Raw genomic sequence first — 20,564 nt, 5'->3', positions numbered from 1 at the left:
TCTACCAAACATGATATTAGGTGTAAATAACTAAATTGTAGGAGCAAAAATTACTCCTACATTAATCAACCAACGCTAGTTTATCTAGTTGTTGTTAAGTAAGTTTTGTATCTGTTGGAACTTCTGCGCAATCGCGTCTGTTACTTCCTCCTGAGGGATAGCTGGTGTTTCCGGCTTATCTTTGTCTGAAGTCTCAACTGTTGTTTCTAAGTCTTCTGCCAAAACCTCTGTAGTTAAATGTTCAGCTAGAGCTTCAATATTAGTATACTCAAATAAAACTGTAGAAGACACTGAACAACTAAAACTCTTTTGTAATAAATTTCGGAGTTCCAAAGACAACAAAGAATCCATTCCCATATCAAAAAATCCTAACTCTGTATCTGGTAGTTCAGATTCTGGGAACCCAAGTAACTTACCTACCACACCTTGGAGATAATTTGTCATTATCTGTGGGCGATCGCTAGCTTTTGCTTTCTGCAGTTCCACCAAAAATTCGTTATTTTTGGTTTCTGTTACTACAGACTCGGAACTCATAAACTCTTCCAAAACTGGCATTGTCATTCCCGCAGGCAGTTGGGCCACAAACTGAGACCAATTAATAGGTATAACTCCAACTTGAGTTGCTGACTCTGCCAACAACTGAGTCAAAACTTCTAATCCCTGTTCTGGTGGAATGCTACTCATACCTAGAGAGCGAATCCGGCTTTGGAATTGACTTGCTAAACGTGCTGCCATGCCTCCTTCTCCCCAAGCTGCCCAGTTCACGCTCAACCCTGGTAAACCTGATGATCGGCGATGATAAACCAAACCATCCATAAAAGCGTTAGCTGCTGCATAGTTACCTTGACCAGTGGAACCCAAGAAAGATGCTGCGGAGGAGAAACAAACAAAGAAGTCTAATGGCAAATCTTGAGTAAACTGATGGAGATGCCAAGCACCTTTAACTTTAGGAGCCATGACTTTAGTAAACCGTTCCCAGTTCATCTGTTGTAAAACTCCATCATCCAAAACACCTGCTGCATGAATAATGCCATGTAATGGTGGTAAGGATGTGTTAATTTGCTCAATCATACCTGCTACATCTTGCTCTACAGAAACATCACCTAAAAGTACAGATACTTTTGTGCCTCTTTGTTCGAGTTGAGCAATAGTCTGTTTCGCTGTCTCTGATGGTGTCCGACGTCCGGTAAGTACCAAATGTTGAGCGCCCTTATCCACTAACCATTGAGCTAGTTGTAATCCCAATGCACCCAAACCACCAGTAATTAGGTAACTGCCTTCTGCAACAATATTAATCTCTGGTTTTTCTTCTGTACTTATTTGCTGTTGTCGTCGTACCAGTCGCGCTACTCGACGTTCTCCCTGCCGATAAGCTATCTGGTTTTCTTCTTCTGGAGACAAGAGTTCTTGGTATAATAACCCTGCTACATCTTCTGCTTTCGTACTTGCTTCCAAGTCAAGTAACCGACATTGCATTTCTGGATGTTCCTGGGTAATGACGCGACCTAATCCCCAAACAGGTGATTGTTGGACTTGTACAGCTTCACCAGTAACTACACTCATTGCACCTTGAGTAACTACCCACAAATTAGGCATCTGTTGTGGTTTTGTTTCCGCCAAAGCTTGCACCAGATGTAACAAACTAGCACAACCATATTCTATAGCTGTTTCTAGGCGATCGCTATTTGTTGCCATACTCCACAGGTGAACTATTCCTTGTATATTCTTAGTTTCGTTCAATAGAAGCTTAAATTCTTCAGGAGCAGTAGGATTAATTTGATAGTGTTTTTCATCTATCTGCTGATAACTATTACCAGGGGCAACAATAACACATCCATCTCCCAATTTTTCCTTTAACCCTGATGCTACAGCACCATCTTCTGCAAACAACAACCAGTTCCCTTTAGCTTTTTTCCCTTTGCCTTTTGCTTGTTGAGCTTGCCATTCCAGTTCATACAACCAACGCTGCGGAGTAACTTCCGAATAAGATGTCAGTTGAGCCAGAATTTGTTGATTCCACTCAGCAATTTCTGCAGTTGATAACTGTTCTTGTTTTTGAGCTGTTAACAATACATAACTTGCGATTTCCTTACTTAAAACCTTACCCAACTGATAGTAAGATTTGAATCCAGAACGTACATTCTCATCCTGATTACTTTGATACAACTGTTCCAAGCGTCCTTCAAAATCTGGATCGTACAAGAAGTTAGAGATTTCTGGACTCACATCTATTGCTGCCACTAATTGGAGATGATGTTGAGATAAAAATTCCACCCACTCAGATTTCGTAATAAAATAGGAAGATGTTTCTTCATGGTCGATCGCTATATCGCTATTAGAGATGAAATCTGCCAATACCAGATATCCCTGTTGATTCAAATGATTACTAATATTGGTAAACAGTGCCTGTTTATCCAAAATGTGGTGAGCAACTTCAAACCCAAATACCAGATCGTAATTATTAGGAAACTCATCTTTAGCACTATCTCGGTTATAAATTTTTACTCGCTCTTGCAGTTGACTTTCGCGAACTCTTGTGCTACCAAATTTTGCTTGTTCGCTAGAAATAGTGTATCCATTCAATTGCAGATGTTCGTATTTTTGAGCAAGGTCAACCAAATCTGAAGCATATCCGCAACCAAAATCTAAAACTTTTTGACAAGCTGAAAAATCCACTTGGGCAAACAATAGTTGTCTCAACTCTTTTTGAGACTCAAAAATCATCTCAAGATGATTTTCCTGATTTGGTTCAGTTAGACATTTAATCCAGGAAAAATCAGGAACTTTTTCGGGAAATAGACCAAAGGTTAAATATGGTGATTCTGCTAATCCATCTGCCTGACTACCAGCTTGTACTTGACCCAAGGTTGCCACTGCATTATAATACTCGTGAACAGTTCCACCTTTGAACTCCAGATAATTTTGCTGTCGTTTTACCAGAAGTTCGAGCAATTTTGGTAAAACTTGTCGTTCTTGTTCTGTTAGTTCCCCTGCTAATTCTACTTCGTCTACTAACTGTTGTGTTTCCCCTTGATTAAGCAACTTCACAATAGGAGTCGAGAGAGTTTCGTCTTGAGATTTATGTCCGTTTTCTTTGACTTCTTGCCAATAATGCTGTCTTTGAAATGGGTAGCTAGGGAGCGTAACTTTAGAACGAGAATAGTCGCGGTCAAACTCTGACCAATCTACTGTAACGCCTTGTGCGTACAGTTGCCCTAAACTGTTAAGAATCTGTTGCCAATCTGTTTGAGGTGGACGCAATGAAGGCAACCAACTTCCCACATCTTCTGGCAAACATTGCCTACCCATTCCCAGTAATATTGGTTTAGGTCCAATTTCCAAGAACAATTGATAGTTTTCTTGATGAAGCGTTTCCATACTCTGGGTAAAACGCACGGGTTGGCGGATATGATTTACCCAATATTCTGGGGTAGCAATTTCTGCTGTTGCTAGTTTTCCTGTAACATTGGAAATTAAATCAATTTGTGGTTGAGCATAGGTGACTTCTTTCGCTACAACTGCAAATTTTACTAGCATAGGTTCCATGAGTGGAGAGTGGAAAGCATGGGATACCTGTAGGGATTTTGTCTTGATTCCCTTTTCTGAAAAACTCTCACAAATAGCTTGAATTGCTTCACCCACACCAGAAATAACAATACTCTCTGGTCCGTTTATTGCTGCTATATTTACTTGTGAGGTGTAGGGCGCTATTGCTTCGCTGACCAAAGATTCTGATGCAAACACAGAAACCATTTCCCCACCACTAGGCAACTCCTGCATTAACTGTCCCCTAGTTGCAATCAGTTTCAGACCGTCTTCTAGACTGAATACTCCGGCAATACAAGCTGCCACATATTCTCCCACACTATGACCCATTACCACATCTGGCTTCACACCCCAAGATTGCCATAATTGCGCTAATGCGTATTCAATCGAAAATAGGGCAGGTTGAGTATAAGCAGTCTCATCTAGTAAAGAATTTTCTTTCCCATTTTCAGAATCACAATAGAGAACATCTAATAAAGGTTTCTCTAAAAATGAACTCAAAATTTGGTTGCATTGGTCTAAAGTTCTACGGAAAACAGGTTGAGTTTCATACAGTTGTCTTCCCATGTTGAGATACTGAGAACCCTGACCAGTAAATAAAAATGCTACTTTAGGTGAAGTTGTGGTGTTACGAAGGTAAGCAGAACATATTCCTGTGACTTCCTTTCCTGCTAATCGATCGCCTAGTTTAGTTGATAGTTCAGTTTTATCAGCAGCGATAACCGTTAGTCGATGGTTAAAATGGGAACGTCCTGTATTTGCCGTGTAACAGACATCTTCTATCTCTAATTCTGGATTATTTTCTAGATAATTTTGATAATTGCCAACCAACTCTGCCAATGCTGTTTCTGTTTTTGCCGACAGTGTTAATAAATGCAAAGGTCGCTCTGAAAAATCTTCACTTTTGCCTTTTGCCTCTTGACTTTTAACTTCTAGTGGAGCTTCTTCTAAAATGATATGAGCATTTGTCCCGCTAATACCAAAAGAACTTATCCCTGCGATCCTTGGTTGTTCGCCTCGTTTCCATGGAGTAGCTGCAGTAGGAACTACTATCGGCAGTTGATGCCATGGAATATGGGGATTAGGATTTTTTAGGTGTAAGTGGGGTGGTATTTCTTGATTTTGCAGCGATAAAACCACCTTAATCAGAGCTGATGCTCCTGCTGCTGCTTCCAAATGTCCTATATTGGTTTTCACTGAACCCACTACCAAGGGTTGATTGATGGGGCGGTTTTTGCCATAAACTGCTGCCAAAGACTCCAACTCAATGGGATCGCCCAAGGGTGTACCGGTACCATGAGCTTCTACATAACTTACCTGACTTGCTTCAATTCTGGCATTTTGTAGTGCTTGCTGAATTAGTTCTTTCTGAGCCATTTTGTTAGGAACAGTTAAACCACTACTAGGCCCATCATGGTTAACTGCTGAACCACGAATCACTGCTAAAACTCTATCCCCATCAGCCATAGCATCAGAAAGACGTTTCAGCACAACCATGCCACATCCTTCTCCCTGACCATAACCATCTCCAGAAGCATCAAAAGTTTTGCAGCGACCATCAGGGGCGACTGCTTTCAATTGACAACGACCAATAGTACCAAAAGGCCAAAGAATCAAATTGACCCCGCCAGCGATCGCTAAATTACTCTCCTTTAAACGCAAACTCTGACAAGCTAAATGCACAGTTACCAGAGAGGAAGAACAGGCTGTATCTAACTGGATATTTGGCCCTTGTAAACCCAGTAGGTGAGAAAGGCGACCGACTGCCATACTCCGGGCATTCCCCGTACCAAAATGAGAATCCACCAATGTCAAATCATTTTTGATTCTTTCGCTATAGTCATCAGTACAAATGCCCACATATACACCTGTTTTACTGTTTCTCAGTGTACTGGGTGCAATACCAGCATTTTCTAATGCTTCCCAACCAACTTCTAAAAGCAGCCTTTGTTGAGGGTCTAAACTAACTGCTTCTCTGGGCGAAATCCCAAAGAATAAGGGATCGAAGCGATCGACTTCCTGAATATACCCCCCTTGTTTAGTGTAGGTTTTCCCTGGTGTATCCGGCTTTGGATCGTAGTAAGCATCAACATCCCAACGACCTGATGGTACTTCACCTACAGCATCTATTCCTTCATGTAATAACTGCCAGAATGAGGCTGAATCGTTAGCATTACCAGGAAATCTACATCCAACTCCCACAATAGCAATTGGTTCAGTTTTTTCCTTGTTAACTGCTTCAAGTCTATTTCGCATTTCTTTGATAGTTTGAAGCACTTGTTGGGAGGAAACAACTTGTTTTTCTGTTTCCGAAGCATTAGTCATTTTAGTCCCCTTCATTATTAAGTAAAAGTGTAATCTCTTTCAGTTCGTCTTCAATGGCCTTGGCCACTTCTGTTTCCTGAATAGCAGTTGCGATCGCCTCTTCATATAGCGGTTCTATTTTACTCTCAACAGTAATTTGTTGATTTTCATTTGTCAAGTTTAAAGTTTTATTTTTTTTCTCTAAATCTTCACCGAAAATCTGGATAATTAAATAATCAGATAATTGCTGAATATTAAAATGTTCTAGCAATGTTGAAACTGAAACTGAACAACCAAAACTTGTTTGTAATATTTCTATCATCTCAAGCATCATAGAGTAATTTAAACCCAGATCGACGAAACCTAAGTTTGTATCTATATCCTGAGGTTTATATGATCCCAATATTTTACCTACTACATCTTGCAAGTATTTGAGAATTAAATGTTGACGGTCTTTGTTTGGAGTATTCTCCAGTTGTTGTAAAATTCCGGTTGACTTATCTGAATATTCAAAATGATTTTGATGTCGATTAATTAAGGTGTTTAACAGTTTAGGCAATAATTTATATTCATCTTCTGTCAACTTTTGGTCTAGGTTCAATTCCTGGATTAATCCCTCTATATCGCCTTGGTTTAGCAGGTTAACAATTAAGCTTGAGTTATTTTCTGAGATACTTGTTGGCGAGTCTTTTTCAGAAGTTTCAATCCAATAACGTTCTCTTTGAAACGGATAAGTAGGAAGTGTTACTTTCTTACGAATATAATCTTTATCAAATCCAGACCAATCAACATTTACTCCTTTAATATATAGTTGTGCTACAGTTTCTAATATTTCTTCCCATTCTGTTTGGGGTGAAAGTACGAGTTTGCTCTCCTGTGGGATATTACTCACCAAGCTCCTACAGCGTCCAATTTCTAGGAAGATTTCATAACCTTCCTGATTTAGGGCTTCAATGCTCTGAGTCCAGGGTATAGATTCCCACAGATGAGTGAGCCAATATTCGGCTGAAGTTATTTCATTACCTAATTTTTTGCCAGTCACATTAGAAATCAGTGGTATTTGAGGCTGACTGTAGGTGATTTCTTGTGCTATAGTTTTCAATTCTGTATCAATAATTATACCACTATTCTTCTGTTGCTGCATTAACCTGCCCCTAGTAGCAATTAATTTGAGAGCCTCTTCTAAACTAAAGACTCCTGCTACACAAGCTGCTACATATTCACCGACATTTTGACCTAAAAGCACATCTGGTTTAATGCCCCATGATTGCCATAACTCGAATAAAGCATATTCTATGGAAAATAGGGCAGGTTGACTATAAGTACTTTGGTCTAGTAAATCAGAACTTGACTTTTGTGGCTTTTTATGAGCAAGAACTTCCAAGAGGGAATTTTCTAGCTCTGGACGTAGGATGCGATCGCATTTATCTAAGGCTTGACGAAAAGTTGGTTGACTTTCATAAAGTTGTTGCCCCATGTTTAGATACTGGGGATTTTTACCTGTGAAGATGAAGGCAATTTTAGGTATAGCGATGTTGTGAGGTAGTTTTCCTGAAAATATTCCGGCAACTTCTTCTTCCTGTTTTTGTTGTCGGAGTTTTTCAAGTAACTCTTGTTGGTTGGAAGCAAAAACTGCTAGTCTATGATTGAAATGGTTACGTCCTGTATTAGCTGTATAACAAATATCTGCTAATTCTGATTCTGGATGAGTTTTGAGATAATTCTCATAATTACTAGCTAATTCTTGTAGAGCTTTTTCTGTTTTAGCTGACAACGTTAATAAATGCAACGGACGTTCTAAAACATCTTCACTTTTGCGTTTTGATTTCTCACTTTCAACTTGAACAGGAGCTTCTTCTAAAATTACATGAGCATTCGTTCCGCTCATGCCAAATCCACTAATTCCAGCTAAACGCCGTTTTTCTCCTTGTTGTTTCCAAGGAAAAGCTGTAGTTGGCACTTTTAACGGCATTTTATCCCAATCAATCTGAGGATTAGGCTGATTAAAATGTAGATTGGCGGGAATCTCCTGATTCTGCAAAGCGAGAACAACTTTAATCAAACCAGCTATTCCTGCTGCCCCCTCTAAGTGACCTATATTACTTTTAACCGCACCTAAAATCAGAAGTTGTTCTTTAGTTCTGTCTTGACAATACACCTCATCGATCGCTCTTACCTCCAAAGGATCTCCCAGAGATGTACCCGTACCATGACACTCAACATAGTCAATTTGTAATGGCTCTAACTTAGCATTTTTTAACGCTTGACGAATTACCTTTTTTTGAGCCTGCTGATTTGGAACAGTCAATCCACTACTAGGTCCATCATGATTAACTGCTGAACCTTTGACTAATGCTAAAATACGGTCATTATCTGCTGTAGCATCCCGAAGACGTTTCAGTACAACCATACCACACCCCTCACCCCTGGCAAAACCATCAGCACTAGCATCAAAAGTTTTACACCGACTATCAGGAGATAATGCTTTACCTTGACAAAGTGCATAAGTAGAATTGGGAGCCAGCATCAAATTTACTCCTCCCACTAGAGCCATATTCGACTCCCTAGAGCGTAAACTTTGACAGGCTAAATGCAAGGCAACTAAAGACGAAGAACAGGATGTGTCTAGGAATAAAGCAGGTCCTTGTAACCCCAAAATGTATGCAACCCGACCTGCTGACATACTCATCGCAGTGCCTATTCCTAAATAAAAATCAGGTAACTTGTCAGACTGTGAACTTGTACCTATTATTCCATAGTCATTGTTCATTTGACCAATATATACCCCAGTATCAGTCTTTTTCAAACTCCTGGGTGAGATGCCTGCATTTTCCAATGCTTCCCAAGTAACTTCTAAAAGTAGCCGTTGTGAAGGTTCCATCTTAGCTGCTTCTACACCAGAAATTCCAAAAAATGCAGGATCGAATTTGTCTATCGGTTGTTGGAGAAAATAACCTTGACGAACATAAATTTTGTCAGGGATATCAGGATCTGGATCGTAGTAGCGATCAATATCCCATCGGTTCCTAGGAATCTCTGTCCTGACATCCTTTGCTTCTTGGAGAAATTTCCAGTAAGCATCAGGACTATCAACACCCCCAGGAAAACGACAGCCAATACCAATAATAGCTATTGGTTCTGTAGCTGCTGTTTCAACTTCATGCAGTTTAGCGGTTGCTTGTTTGATTTTCAGCAGCAAACGTTGCTGACTGGAGAGTTGAGTTGTTTGGGAGTTAGGTTCCATCTTGATTTTATTCGTCTTGTACTAAGTTATTGTCAGGCGTAAAGAATATTACTTATAGAAGAAGTCGATCTAGTTCAGTTATGGCCTCATCAACTGCTATATCAATTTCATCTGCAGAGAGTTGATTGATTTCATCTAGTAAACTTTCTGATTCCTCTAACTCCAAAGCATTCTCATCTACTGTTTCAGATTCAGATTTTGTAGCATCTAACGACTGAAGTATTTTTTCCTCTAGGTAATCCGTTAGTGACTGAATATCCGGATACTCAAAAGCTATAATTGATGGTAGCGAACACTCTAAACTAGCTTGCAACTTATTCCTCAATTCGACAGAGGTCAAAGAATCCATACCTAGATCAAAAAAGCCTGTTTCTAATGAAATAGATTCGGGATTATTGATTCCTAATACCACAGCTAATTGACGACGGATATGATCCATTAATAATTTCGGACGTTTACTAAGTTCTGTTTCCTTGAGTTTTAAGAGAAATTCTGACTTAGATATTTCAGAATTTGTCTGGATTATTTCCCGCCAATCTGCTAAAAACTGCCATTGTTCTACTTTATCCTGCCACACTGACCAATCAATGGGAACCACCCCTACTTCCACATCAGAACCACTCATCAGCAACTCTAGTGACTCTAATACCTGATTCGGAGATATTGCACCCATTCCCTGTTTATATACCCTAGCATCTGCACCTCGTTCTGCCGCCTCTCCTACTTGAGCAACAGCTCCCCAATTAATACTTAATCCCGGTAATCCTTGAGCGCGACGATAATAGGCCAAACCATCAAGGAAAGCATTAGCCGCAGAATGATTTCCCTGGCCAGGCGAACCAAACAAAGAGGCTGCCGAAGAAAACAGAACAAAAAAATCTAATGGCCAATCTTGAGTTAATTGATGTAAATTCCAAGCACCTTGAACTTTCGGAGCCATCACTTTCTCAAAACTAGACCAACTTTGGTTTTGGAGAACCCCATCCGACAACATCCCCGCCGAATGAATCACTCCTGCTAATGGTATCTTTGACTTTTCAATATTGCCGAACACTTTTGTCATTGATTCAAAATCAGACACATTTGCTTTCTCTACTACTACTTTTGCTCCTGCCATTTCTAACTCAGCTAATTTTTGGCTAGCAGTCTCATCAGGCGATCGACGTCCTACCAAAATTAAATGTTTGGCTCCATGAGATACCATCCAACGGGCAACCAATAAACCTAAACCTCCCAAACCTCCTGTTATCAAATAGCTAGCATCTGCCTGGAAATTCAGAGGTTTTTCGGTAGTAGCACCAACTTGTTCTTCTATCATAGTTTGCCGATGATGACTAGCCACCAATCGAGCTACATAACGAGACTCTCTACGTATTGCCACTTGGTCTTCCTTATCCTCAGACCATATTTCATTAAAGAGTCCATCAACTCTAGCGTCAACAGTATCCTCTGAGTCTAAATCTATACAAGTACAATTCAATTCTGGATGTTCTAAGCCAATCACTTTCCCCATTCCCCAAAGTGAAGATTGAGCTACACCAGGAATTATCGAATTATTTAAAGGTACAGCTTGAGAACCACAAGTCACTAACCATAAATTGGGTACAGTTGATAACCCTCCCTTGAGTAATGCTTGTACCAAAAATAAAGTTGTGCCACACCCAAGTTGAGATAAATTTTCTAACTCCAAAGAGTTAATACTTTTACCCACCCCTGCTTCCGTAGCCCAACATTGCACTACTCCATGTAAATTTTGAGTTTTTTCAGCTATGGATTTTATCAGATCCTCAAACTCTTCTGGTTTTTTGGGGTTAATCGTAAATTCTGCCAGAGCTATTTGTTCATATTTTTCTCCAGCAAATACTAAAGTACAAATGTCTCCTTCTGACTCCAGTTTCCTTGCTAACTGTTGACCTATTCCTTCTTGATTTGCTAGTATCAACCAACTCTTCGACGTCTCATTAGTTTGTTCTAAACCTGTTTCATCGGCTTTCGCAACAATCACCGTATGTTGAGACAAAGCTTCTGAGATTCCTTCTACTTCTTCTGGTAAGGTGACAACTTCAGGAAAACCTGTTTTGTTCAATACTTTTTTCCACTGGGAGCGACTCAACAGAGGGTAATCTGGTCGTAATTCATAATCCGTAAATTTCCACCATCCCTCTAATAGTCCAAACACTAAATCCAGCCATCGCTGACAAGTTGTCATTTCATACAATACTAACATTCCCCCTGGTGCTAAAAGTTGTCGCACATGAGATAATGTCTGCTCCATATCGGTAGTTGCATGAAGTACATTAGCAGCAACAATTACATCATACTGATGAGCATCAAAACCCTGGGTTGTCGGGTCTACTTCTATATCTAAGGTTTGATAGCTGATGAATGGATAATCCCGAAATTTTTCTTGCGCCTTACTTGTAAATAATGCTCCTATATCAGTAAACACATATTCTGTTTGATTAGGATTGAGATGAGGCAGTATAGAGCTAGTTGTCCCTCCTGTTCCAGCTCCAATTTCCAACAACTTTATCCCTCGGTTAGCTGGTAATTTCTCTATAGCTTTAGTGATGGATTTTTGCACTATAGTGTTCATCACTTTGGTTACAGTAGATTTTTCATAAAGTTGAGTTGCTGTAGTTAAATCTCCTTGAGGGAATACCAGTTGCACTGGATCTATTTTTCCTGTTAGTACCCCACTTAGTTGAGATGCACAACGCTCCAATAGTTCCAATGTTGCTGCTTCCTCTGGATATTGACTCAGTAAACTCTGGCTGGTTTGACTTGGGTTAACTTTCTCTAAGGTTTTTTGAACTTCCCATTGCTCTTGTCTCGACTCAAGTATTCCTACTTCTGCTAATATTTGTAGCAGACGTATAAATAGTCGTTGCTGGCTTGGGACTATGCCTAAATGTTGAACTGCTGCATTTGTGTCGAAGATTTCTGTTGGCTTATATGGCCAACCCATTGACACCAATGCTTGCACTATATAATCCACGCTTAATTCTTCTAAACTTTTGCCAATTCCAGAGATACGAGCATTATCTAACTGAGTGACTAACTCTGTCACAGGGGAAGTTAATTGTTGGGAAATTTCTACAGGGATGGGTATAAAATTAGGAGGTAAAAGTCTACCCAAACGACCTCTGGCTCTCCATTCTACTTCATAGAGCCAATTAGTAATAGAATCAATTTCTTTTCCTAGTAAAGTTTCTTGAGTAGCCAGTTTTACTTGTAAGCCTTTGACTGTGGCAATTATTTCTCCCTCTGGACTAACTATAGTCACTTGAATGGTTAAACTTTCTTGAGTTTCTAGCTGTTGAGTCACTGATGCGTAAGCCCATACCTCAAGTCCTGGAATACCATATAATTGAAATTCCTCTATTCCTACTGGCAAATAAGTTTTGCCACTATCTGTTTGCGGTAGAGCCTGAAATACTACTTGCAAGGCTGCATCTAATAATGCTGGATGGAAGTGATAATCAGTTGTTTGTTCTATCAATTCTTCTGGTAATTTAATCTGAGCTAATGCTTGGCTGGAACCAGACCACAATTTTTGAATACCTTGGAAGCTACTACCATAGGCGATCCCAAATTTCTGACATTTTTGATAATGTTGCTTAACTTCTATGGGTTGACTACATTCACTTTTATATTTGTCTAGGTCTATTTTTCTCTGAGTTGTTTCTGTATCGATCCGGATTTTTCCCGTAGCATGGAGTACCCACTCTTGTTCTTCTTGTCCCTGTTGTTCCTCCTGAGAAAATATTTGGAATTGCAGGAGTTGACTATTTAATGGAGTAAGTATGGTTTGAACTGATGCTAATTCTCCTTCTGGTAAAATCCATCCACGCTGGATAATTAGGTCTTCCACTAATAAATAGGGAGTTTTGAATCGGTTATTTCCTGCTGCTATAGCTATTTCTAAGTAGCCTGTTGTAGGAAATAGTGCTTCATTAAATACTCGGTGTTGACTAAGGTAATGAGGGGAATTTTCTCCGATTAATGATGCAAAAATTTGTTGTTCGCCTGCACAATTTAGTCTTTCACCTAAGAGCGGGTGCAGATTTTTGCTTGTTGAAAAATTCTGTTTTAAATTATTATTTGTTTCTATCCAATATCTTTCCCGTTGGAATGGATAAGTAGGCAATGATATTTTTTGACGGTTATTTTTTTGCTCAAATCCTACCCAATCTACTTTAGCTCCCTGCACATATAACTTTCCTAAGCTATCCAACATTTGTTGCCATTCTTCTACTCCTGGACGTAGTGATGGCAACCATACTCCCACATTCTCTGGTAGACAATGCCTTCCCATCCCCAACAATATTGGTTTGGCTCCTATTTCTAGGAACGTTTCATATCCTTGCTCATGTAAAGTCTTCATACTCTGAGCAAATCTGACTGGTTCTCTGACATGATTTACCCAATACTTGGCAGTAGTTATCTCCAAACCCACTTTTTGACCAGTAACATTAGATATCAGTGGTATTTTAGGTTGACTATAGGTTACTTCTTTTGCTATAGCTTCATATTCTGCCAACATTGGCTCCATTAATGGGGAATGGAAAGCATGAGATACCTGTAGCTGCTTAGTCTTTACTCCTTCCGATTCTAATTTCCTACAAATACTTCCTATTGCTTCACTTTCACCAGAAATTACTATACTTTCTGGTCCATTAATCGCTGCTATTGTCACTTGTGAACTATAGTTACTTATGGCCTCTTTTACCTGAGATTCCGATGCCATAACCGAGACCATCTGACCACCAGAGGCTAACTGCTGCATTAACCGTCCCCGCATAGCAATTAATTTCAGACCATCTTCTAAACTAAAAACTCCAGCCACGCAAGCGGCCACATATTCTCCCACACTATGTCCCATTACTACATTTGGCTTAATGCCCCAAGATTGCCATAATTTGTAGAGGGCATATTCGAGAGCAAATAATGCTGGTTGAGTGTAAGCAGTTTGGTCTAGTAAAGAAGATCTTGACTTTTGTGACTCTTGAGGATAAAGAATTTCTAAAAGTGGATGTTCTAGATAGGGACGTAGAATTTGGTCACATCGATCTAAAGCTTGACGGAAAGTTGGCTGAGTTTCATATAGTTGTCTTCCCATATTCATATATTGGGAGCCTTGGCCTGTGAATAAGAAAGCTAATTTGAGACGCTTGCGACCAATCTTTTGACCCTTTGCTACTCCTGGTATTTCTGCTCCAATTTCTGTAGCCTTTAATTGTCCCTCTAATTCCTGTGTCGATCTAGTGACAATGGCCAAACGATGTGGCAAATGCGATCGCCCCACATTAGCTGTATAACAAATATCTTCTATTGGTAATTCTGTATGTTTATTCAAGTGATGGTAATAACTTGTCACCAACTGCTCCAGAGCATGTTCTGTTTTAGCTGACAGAGTTAGTAAATGAAGCGGACGTTCTAGAGGATCTTCTTCACTTTTGACTTGTGAATTTTGACTTTTAACTTCAACTAATGCTTCTGCCAACACCACATGGGAGTTAGTCCCTCCAAAACCAAAGGAACTAACTCCAGCGATCGCCGGAATTGATTTTTCTGGCCAGGGGGTGAGCTTCTCTTGAACTCGTAGGAGCAGTTGGTCAAATTTAATATAAGGGTTAGGCTCGTTAAAATGCAGACTTGGTGGAATTTGCCGATAGTAGAGTGAGAGGGCTACTTTGATCAATCCAGCAATCCCTGCTGCTGGCTCTAAATGTCCAATATTAGTTTTGACTGAACCTACTGTACAATAGTCACCCGGAGCGCGATGAGTGGATAGCACTGCTCCTAGAGCATTCATTTCTATCAGATCTCCGAGTTCGGTACCAGTTCCATGAGCTTCTAGATATTGCACTTGAGCAGGGTCAATCTCTGCATTGTGGTACGCTGCCCATAATAAATTTTCCTGGGCTAAAGGATTTGGAGCAGTCAGTCCATTGCTAGATCCATCTTGGTTTACTGCGCTTCCCTTGATTAAGGCATATATACGGTCTCTATTAGCCAAAGCTTGAGATAGTGGTTTAAGGATCGCTAACCCTGCACCTTCACTACGGACATAACCATCGGCTTTGGCATCAAACGTTTTGCACCGACCATCTGGGGCCATAAAACCACTTTGGGAAGTAGCTACTGACATCCAGGGTGATGTCAGAATATTGACTCCTCCTACTAAAGCGAGGGTAGATTCTCCTCTTTCTAAACTTTGGCAAGCCAAGTGGAGAGCTACTAAGGATGAAGAACAAGCAGTATCTATTGTTAGGCTCGGTCCCTGAAAGTCAAAAAAGTAGGAGAGACGATTAGCATTGATGCAATTTCTATTTCCTGTAGCGGTATAGGTTGTATAGTTATTAGTATTTCTGGCAATGAGTTCGTAGTAGTCTAAGCCTGATGCTCCTATAAATACACCTACTAATTGACCTGCTAATTCTGATGGAACTTGTCCAGCGTCTTCTAATGCTTCCCAAGCAAGTTCTAATAGTAATCGTTGTTGGGGGTCCATAGTTTGGGTTTCTCTGGGAGAAATTCCAAAAAACTGGGGATCAAATCGATCTACCTGCTCTAGAAAACCTCCCCATTTGGTATTCATTTTTCCTGGCTTGGAGGGGTCAGGATCGTAAAATAACTGGTTGTCCCATCGGGAAGTTGGTACTTCTGTTATCGCGTCTATACCATTGCATAGTAATTGCCAGAATGCTTCTGGATTTTTAGCTCCTGGAAAACGACATCCGATACCGATAATTGCAATGGGTTCTCTAGGCATAATAGTAAATAGTTGATTTTCTGATGTTCGGTTCTACTGAAGTTACTCAGGACTATTCCAGATATAGTTTGAAATAGTTTGAGTTTGAGAGACAAGCTTCATGTTTCATAGAAGACCACTGAGAGAAACCTCTTACCCAGCTAAGTGTTTCGCTATAGCTTCAATGGTGGGGTAACTATACATAATTGTTGGGTCAATTTCTTGCCCTATCCAATCACTCAAATTATGAATCAAAGAAATTGATGCTGATGAATTTAGACCGTAGCGAGCAAAAGAAGTTGTAGTAGATACTTCTTCGATATCAATATCTAACATTTGTGACAAATAGGATACTAGCCAATCCTGAAGTTCTTCTTCGCTGATTAAATTCTTACTTTTCAAGCCATTTACTACAGGCTGATTTGGGTCTTCAAAAGTTAAGTTTTCCATATATTCTATATTTGACCTTTCTTTGAGGCTTTAGATAAAGCAAGTATAGTTGAAAATTTTCATACACCTGTTTCGACTTGGAACACAAGAATAATGCTCCGCGTCACTTTCATGATACTGCTGCCTAAAATAATTACTACTATTACTATATATGTACTTTTAGCTATTTTTTAAATCTATCATGGGGAGAACTATATTGATTCTTCCTTTTGTTGATAAATACTCTAATTTACTTCCACCTTCCCATGTCCTAGGAGACAATTGTGTTTTTTTTACAAAAATTCATACAGTGAGGGGTTTACTTTTATATGTTATTGTTTATATGATTTTGGCAAATATCCCGTAGTTGAAGCTTGGGAATTACATACTGTTCTTAATCGCCTACTATTGACAATCTTAGACCAAGTAAAAGTACTGTAGAAATTGGTTTGACTAGATTGTAAGATTGTTCTGTTGAAAAAATTATTTCTAAATTAGTATGACTACTGGAGTGAATATAGCCAATTTTCAAGAAGAAACTATTGATCGTTCAAGGGAAGAACTTGGCATCAAACAAGAAGAAACATTCCAATGGACAAAGCAATGGTATCCAGTAGCGGTTGTTGAGTTCCTAGATACATCTCGTCCTCATAAAATACAACTACTTGGTAAAGAACTTGTTTTATGGCGGGATGGTTCTGGTAAATGGGCTTGTTTTGAAGATTTTTGTCCCCATCGATTAGCTCCTCTTTCTGAAGGACGTGTGGAGTCTGATGGAACTTTATGGTGTTCTTATCATGCTTGGCGTTTCGATGCTCAAGGAAATTGTGTCGGCATTCCTCAATCCAAAGACAAGCAGACTGAAATTAAACACTCCTCTAATTCCAAATCATGCGCTGTTGCCTATCCAACTCAAGTATGTCAGGGTTTAATATGGGTATGGGCAGAATCAGGACTACAAGCTCAACAAGAAAGTCAGTTAAGAAAACCCCGTTTAATTCCCGAACTAGAATCAGATTCGGATCGAGTAGTTAAGTTCTTGTGGAATATCCGCGACTTCCCCTATGGTTGGGACTTTTTTATTGAAAATGTTATCGATCCAGCCCATGTAAGTATCTCTCATCATGGTATTGTAGGTAGTCGTTATAAAGATGCAAACTATTGCAATCTGTCTAATATTAGGCCGATGTCTACACAAGAAGGGTTTTCCTTTGCTGTTACTCCTGTTGAAGAAACGGTAGTTGAAAAAGTTCATGAGTTTCAACCTCCCTGTTATACAACAATGACTGTCAAGTATAAAGATGGTGGAAAATTAATATTACCCATGTATACTGTTCCAACTCGCCCTGGTTGGTGTCGTTATATTGGTTGTCAGGTTTTAGTCAGAAATGAAGCAGGAAAAAATCCCAAAGGATTATCGTCATTTCCTTTACTAATGCCAACTTGGTTTGGTCATATTATGACTTCACTATTTTTGCATCAAGATTTAGTATTGCTTCATTACCAAGAAAAAAATCTGGCTCGACAACAACACCAAGATTGGCTTGATGCAGTTTATACCCCGAATCCTCAAGACAAAATGGTAACAACCTTTCGTCAATGGTTTAAAAATAGAGCAGGGGGTAATATTCCTTGGGATTCAGGATGTGATGCTCAACTTCCCAATCCAGAGTCAGATAAACGGCAGCTTTTTGATGTGTGGAATACACACACTAAAGATTGTGTTGTTTGTCGAGATGCTCTGACAAACATCAATCGTTTTAAAGTATTAAGTTATGTAGGGGCTTTAGTCTGTTTATTGATAGGAATAATTATTGATGCGCGAACTGTAGCATTTAGGATGACAACAACTGTAGAGATGAATATATCTCCTTTCACAGTCACACCTTCAACTGAATTTTGGGTCGCAATCGTAGGAGCAATTGTTCTAGGAACGATAGGCTATTTATTGCAAAAGTTCAGTCAGTTGTTTTACGTTTATGAATTTGAACATTCACGCAATAATTAAGTGTAAGGCCATCTAATGAAAAAGTAGATTGTTTATTTTAGGTATAAAGTGAGTTTTCAGGTACATTAAGAGTTATTAATCTGCACATAAAATTATATATGCTTGCCATATTTGTTCTAGAAAAAACAGCATTATACCTCCTGAATCCTGAGTCCTAAGCAATTAGAATTGATATCATACATTAGACATCTGGTGATAATTAAAAATAAAATCAATTATCGTGTAGAAATCATTAATTATTTCCTTCTACTCTGTAGGGACGTTGCATGCAACGTCCCTACCTACTCCCTCTTTCCTGGAGAGGTCTAATATATACAAAACCTTTGTTTTAGCGGCAATTCTAAAAAATTTTATCGACAACTATTGACATTTTTAAGCTATTCCTCATAGGATAATCACAAACTTAAAACTTAGAGGTAAATAACATTGAAAGTCCAGAGACCACCAGAAGAATCTATTGGAGCAGAAGTTTTAGATTTCGATGTTAAATTAGTAACTCCTGCAGAAGCGATCGCTATTAAAGAACTCGTTTACGAGCATAAATTGGTGATATTTAAAAACCAAAGCGTCACTGAAAAGCAATATTTAGAATTTGCACAGAAAATTGGTACACCACACATATACCCTCAAGATAACTATCATCACCCAGATTATCCTGAAATATTTGTATCTTCTAATATTCTCAAAGATGGGAAGAAATTTGGAGTGCGTGGAACGGGTAGATATTGGCATACTGACTGTGCCTTTCTAGATGAACCCCTACCTTTTACAATACTCTATCCACAAATTCTACCTAAATCAAATAGGGAAACTTATTATCTTAATATGGAGCGGGTTTATGAAAAATTACCTGCTCATTTAAAAATTTATGTTGAGGGAAAATATATCAAACATGATGCTAAGTGGCGTTACAAAGTGCAAGAGTGTGATATTGATAAAGCAATCATAGATATTATCCACGATTTTGAAAAAAGATTTCCGGCTGTCCAACACCCTGCTATAATTACCCATCCTGTTACTCAGAAAAAGAGTTTGTACATGAGTTCAGGTTTTACGGCTGGCATTATAGGTCTTGATTATGAAACTAACCAAAAGATTTTGCAAGAATTATTCTCTTTTATGGAACGTGATGAATTTATTCATAAGCATAAATGGAATGATGGCGATCTTATCTTATGGGAAAATAGAACTCTAAATCATAAGGCATCTATACCAGTATTAAGTGAAGAAAGTCTTAACTATCGTATTTGTGTTTATGATGGCTTACCATTTTATGTATCGTCACCTTCTTCTGTTGACTCTCAAGCTATAACGGGAGCTTTTGCCTCAGCCTAGCAGTAATAGGTGTCTACCGAATAAAATTATGATATGGTAAGGATTTACAGTATTCTCCTAGCTTGTGTTCATTCAAGTCTATTGCTCAAATACTAAACCAAACTACTGGTAGGATAAATCAGGGTATATCTTCCAGACAGAAACTCCTTTTGGTGTTATAGACTATGGCTATGAGGGGAACTCCTGCCGGAAAAAATTAATGAAGGAGTAGAAATATGGTTATTAATATCAACCAAAAGTTTTCCAATGTAGATAATGTCAGTCAAGATTTAGTTGAGAGGTTTATTGAGCCATACAAAGAAAACTGTAAATATTTAAAGCAGGCTAGATTTCAATATTTAGCTCCTATAGACTTGTCAGAAAAATTGGAAAGTAGGAATCAGGAAATAGGGTATATGCAAGCTGATTTTTCTATTCCAGAATCTTGTTATATTGCTGACACTGGGCACTTCAATTCAGTAGAATTTAACATTTGCTACAACCAACTATTTTATCTTATGATCGCTTACTTAGTGCAAAATAAGTTGTTCAAAGTTATGGCAGACTGGGATTTAGAAACTTACAAATATTATCAGCTCAGTAACTTCCTAATTAGTAGATTTTCTAGTATCTTCAGAAAGCCAATTAACTCTGATAATTTTCAAGGCACTCTATACATTAATAAATACTCCGCTCGTGGACATTTGATCATGTTGAAGACCTCTTGCGCTTTTTATGATCAAAATGGTGGTTGGGCTGAGGGTGATATAAATATTGCTGTTTTAAATCGGGAGTCAGAAAAAAATCTAAATGAGACTAAAGAAGTTGTAGTTACTTAAAGCAATAGACTTGTTGGGAAACAGTTTAACTTATTTGAAAACTTGGGTTATAGAGTGATCAAGATATAGAGCATTGACTTAATCAAAGAATAACGATATAATACGTTATAAACTGTACTATTA

Annotated in this window: 7 protein-coding genes; 3 read left to right on the top strand and 4 right to left on the bottom strand. The window is 38.9% G+C overall.

The window, feature by feature from the left end:
* Window positions 1–84 precede the first annotated feature (84 nt).
* The 4 genes from ACP6PL_RS08720 to ACP6PL_RS08705 all read right to left on the bottom strand — a co-directional run bounded on the left by ACP6PL_RS08720 (window position 85) and on the right by ACP6PL_RS08705 (window position 16,301).
* Entirely contained in the window at window positions 85–5,871 is a 5,787-nt protein-coding gene (locus ACP6PL_RS08720) for a type I polyketide synthase (protein WP_426544601.1), read from the bottom strand.
* Between the two features lies 1 nt (window position 5,872).
* Window positions 5,873–9,094, bottom strand: coding sequence for a type I polyketide synthase (locus ACP6PL_RS08715; RefSeq protein ID WP_426544599.1), 3,222 nt, complete (start codon window positions 9,092–9,094; stop codon window positions 5,873–5,875).
* 52 nt (window positions 9,095–9,146) lie between these two features.
* Window positions 9,147–15,872, bottom strand: a complete 6,726-nt coding sequence (locus ACP6PL_RS08710) for an SDR family NAD(P)-dependent oxidoreductase (protein ID WP_426544597.1) — start codon at window positions 15,870–15,872, stop codon at window positions 9,147–9,149.
* 132 nt (window positions 15,873–16,004) lie between these two features.
* The gene (locus ACP6PL_RS08705) at window positions 16,005–16,301 is read right to left on the bottom strand and encodes an acyl carrier protein (RefSeq protein WP_426544595.1); all 297 of its coding nucleotides are present in this window, start codon (window positions 16,299–16,301) and stop codon (window positions 16,005–16,007) included.
* A 478-nt stretch (window positions 16,302–16,779) separates the two neighbouring features.
* On the opposite strand from ACP6PL_RS08705, the gene ACP6PL_RS08700 reads away from it, so the two are divergent.
* The 3 genes from ACP6PL_RS08700 to ACP6PL_RS08690 all read left to right on the top strand — a co-directional run bounded on the left by ACP6PL_RS08700 (window position 16,780) and on the right by ACP6PL_RS08690 (window position 20,441).
* Window positions 16,780–18,288, top strand: coding sequence for an aromatic ring-hydroxylating dioxygenase subunit alpha (locus tag ACP6PL_RS08700; RefSeq protein ID WP_426544592.1), 1,509 nt, complete (start codon window positions 16,780–16,782; stop codon window positions 18,286–18,288).
* Between the two features lie 426 nt (window positions 18,289–18,714).
* Complete coding sequence (locus tag ACP6PL_RS08695) at window positions 18,715–19,623, top strand: TauD/TfdA dioxygenase family protein (protein ID WP_426544590.1); 909 nt, start codon at window positions 18,715–18,717, stop codon at window positions 19,621–19,623.
* 215 nt (window positions 19,624–19,838) lie between these two features.
* Window positions 19,839–20,441 carry an FcoT family thioesterase gene (locus tag ACP6PL_RS08690; protein WP_426544588.1) on the top strand — a complete coding sequence of 201 codons (603 nt, stop codon included), beginning with the start codon at window positions 19,839–19,841 and terminating at the stop codon, window positions 20,439–20,441.
* The last annotated feature ends 123 nt before the right edge of the window (window positions 20,442–20,564 follow it).

Source organism: Dapis purpurea BLCC-M126, assembly GCF_050015975.1.
GTDB lineage: Bacteria > Cyanobacteriota > Cyanobacteriia > Cyanobacteriales > Microcoleaceae > Trichodesmium.
The sequence above is the reverse complement of the archived record's forward strand: the minus strand, read 5'-3'. Positions and strand labels throughout refer to the sequence as shown.

Coding starts and splice junctions, on each gene's coding strand:
- ACP6PL_RS08720 (WP_426544601.1), bottom strand. CDS start 5,871: ATGACTAATGCTTCGGAAACAGAAAAACAAGTTGTTTCCTCCCAACAA.
- ACP6PL_RS08715 (WP_426544599.1), bottom strand. CDS start 9,094: ATGGAACCTAACTCCCAAACAACTCAACTCTCCAGTCAGCAACGTTTG.
- ACP6PL_RS08710 (WP_426544597.1), bottom strand. CDS start 15,872: ATGCCTAGAGAACCCATTGCAATTATCGGTATCGGATGTCGTTTTCCA.
- ACP6PL_RS08705 (WP_426544595.1), bottom strand. CDS start 16,301: ATGGAAAACTTAACTTTTGAAGACCCAAATCAGCCTGTAGTAAATGGC.
- ACP6PL_RS08700 (WP_426544592.1), top strand. CDS start 16,780: ATGACTACTGGAGTGAATATAGCCAATTTTCAAGAAGAAACTATTGAT.
- ACP6PL_RS08690 (WP_426544588.1), top strand. CDS start 19,839: ATGGTTATTAATATCAACCAAAAGTTTTCCAATGTAGATAATGTCAGT.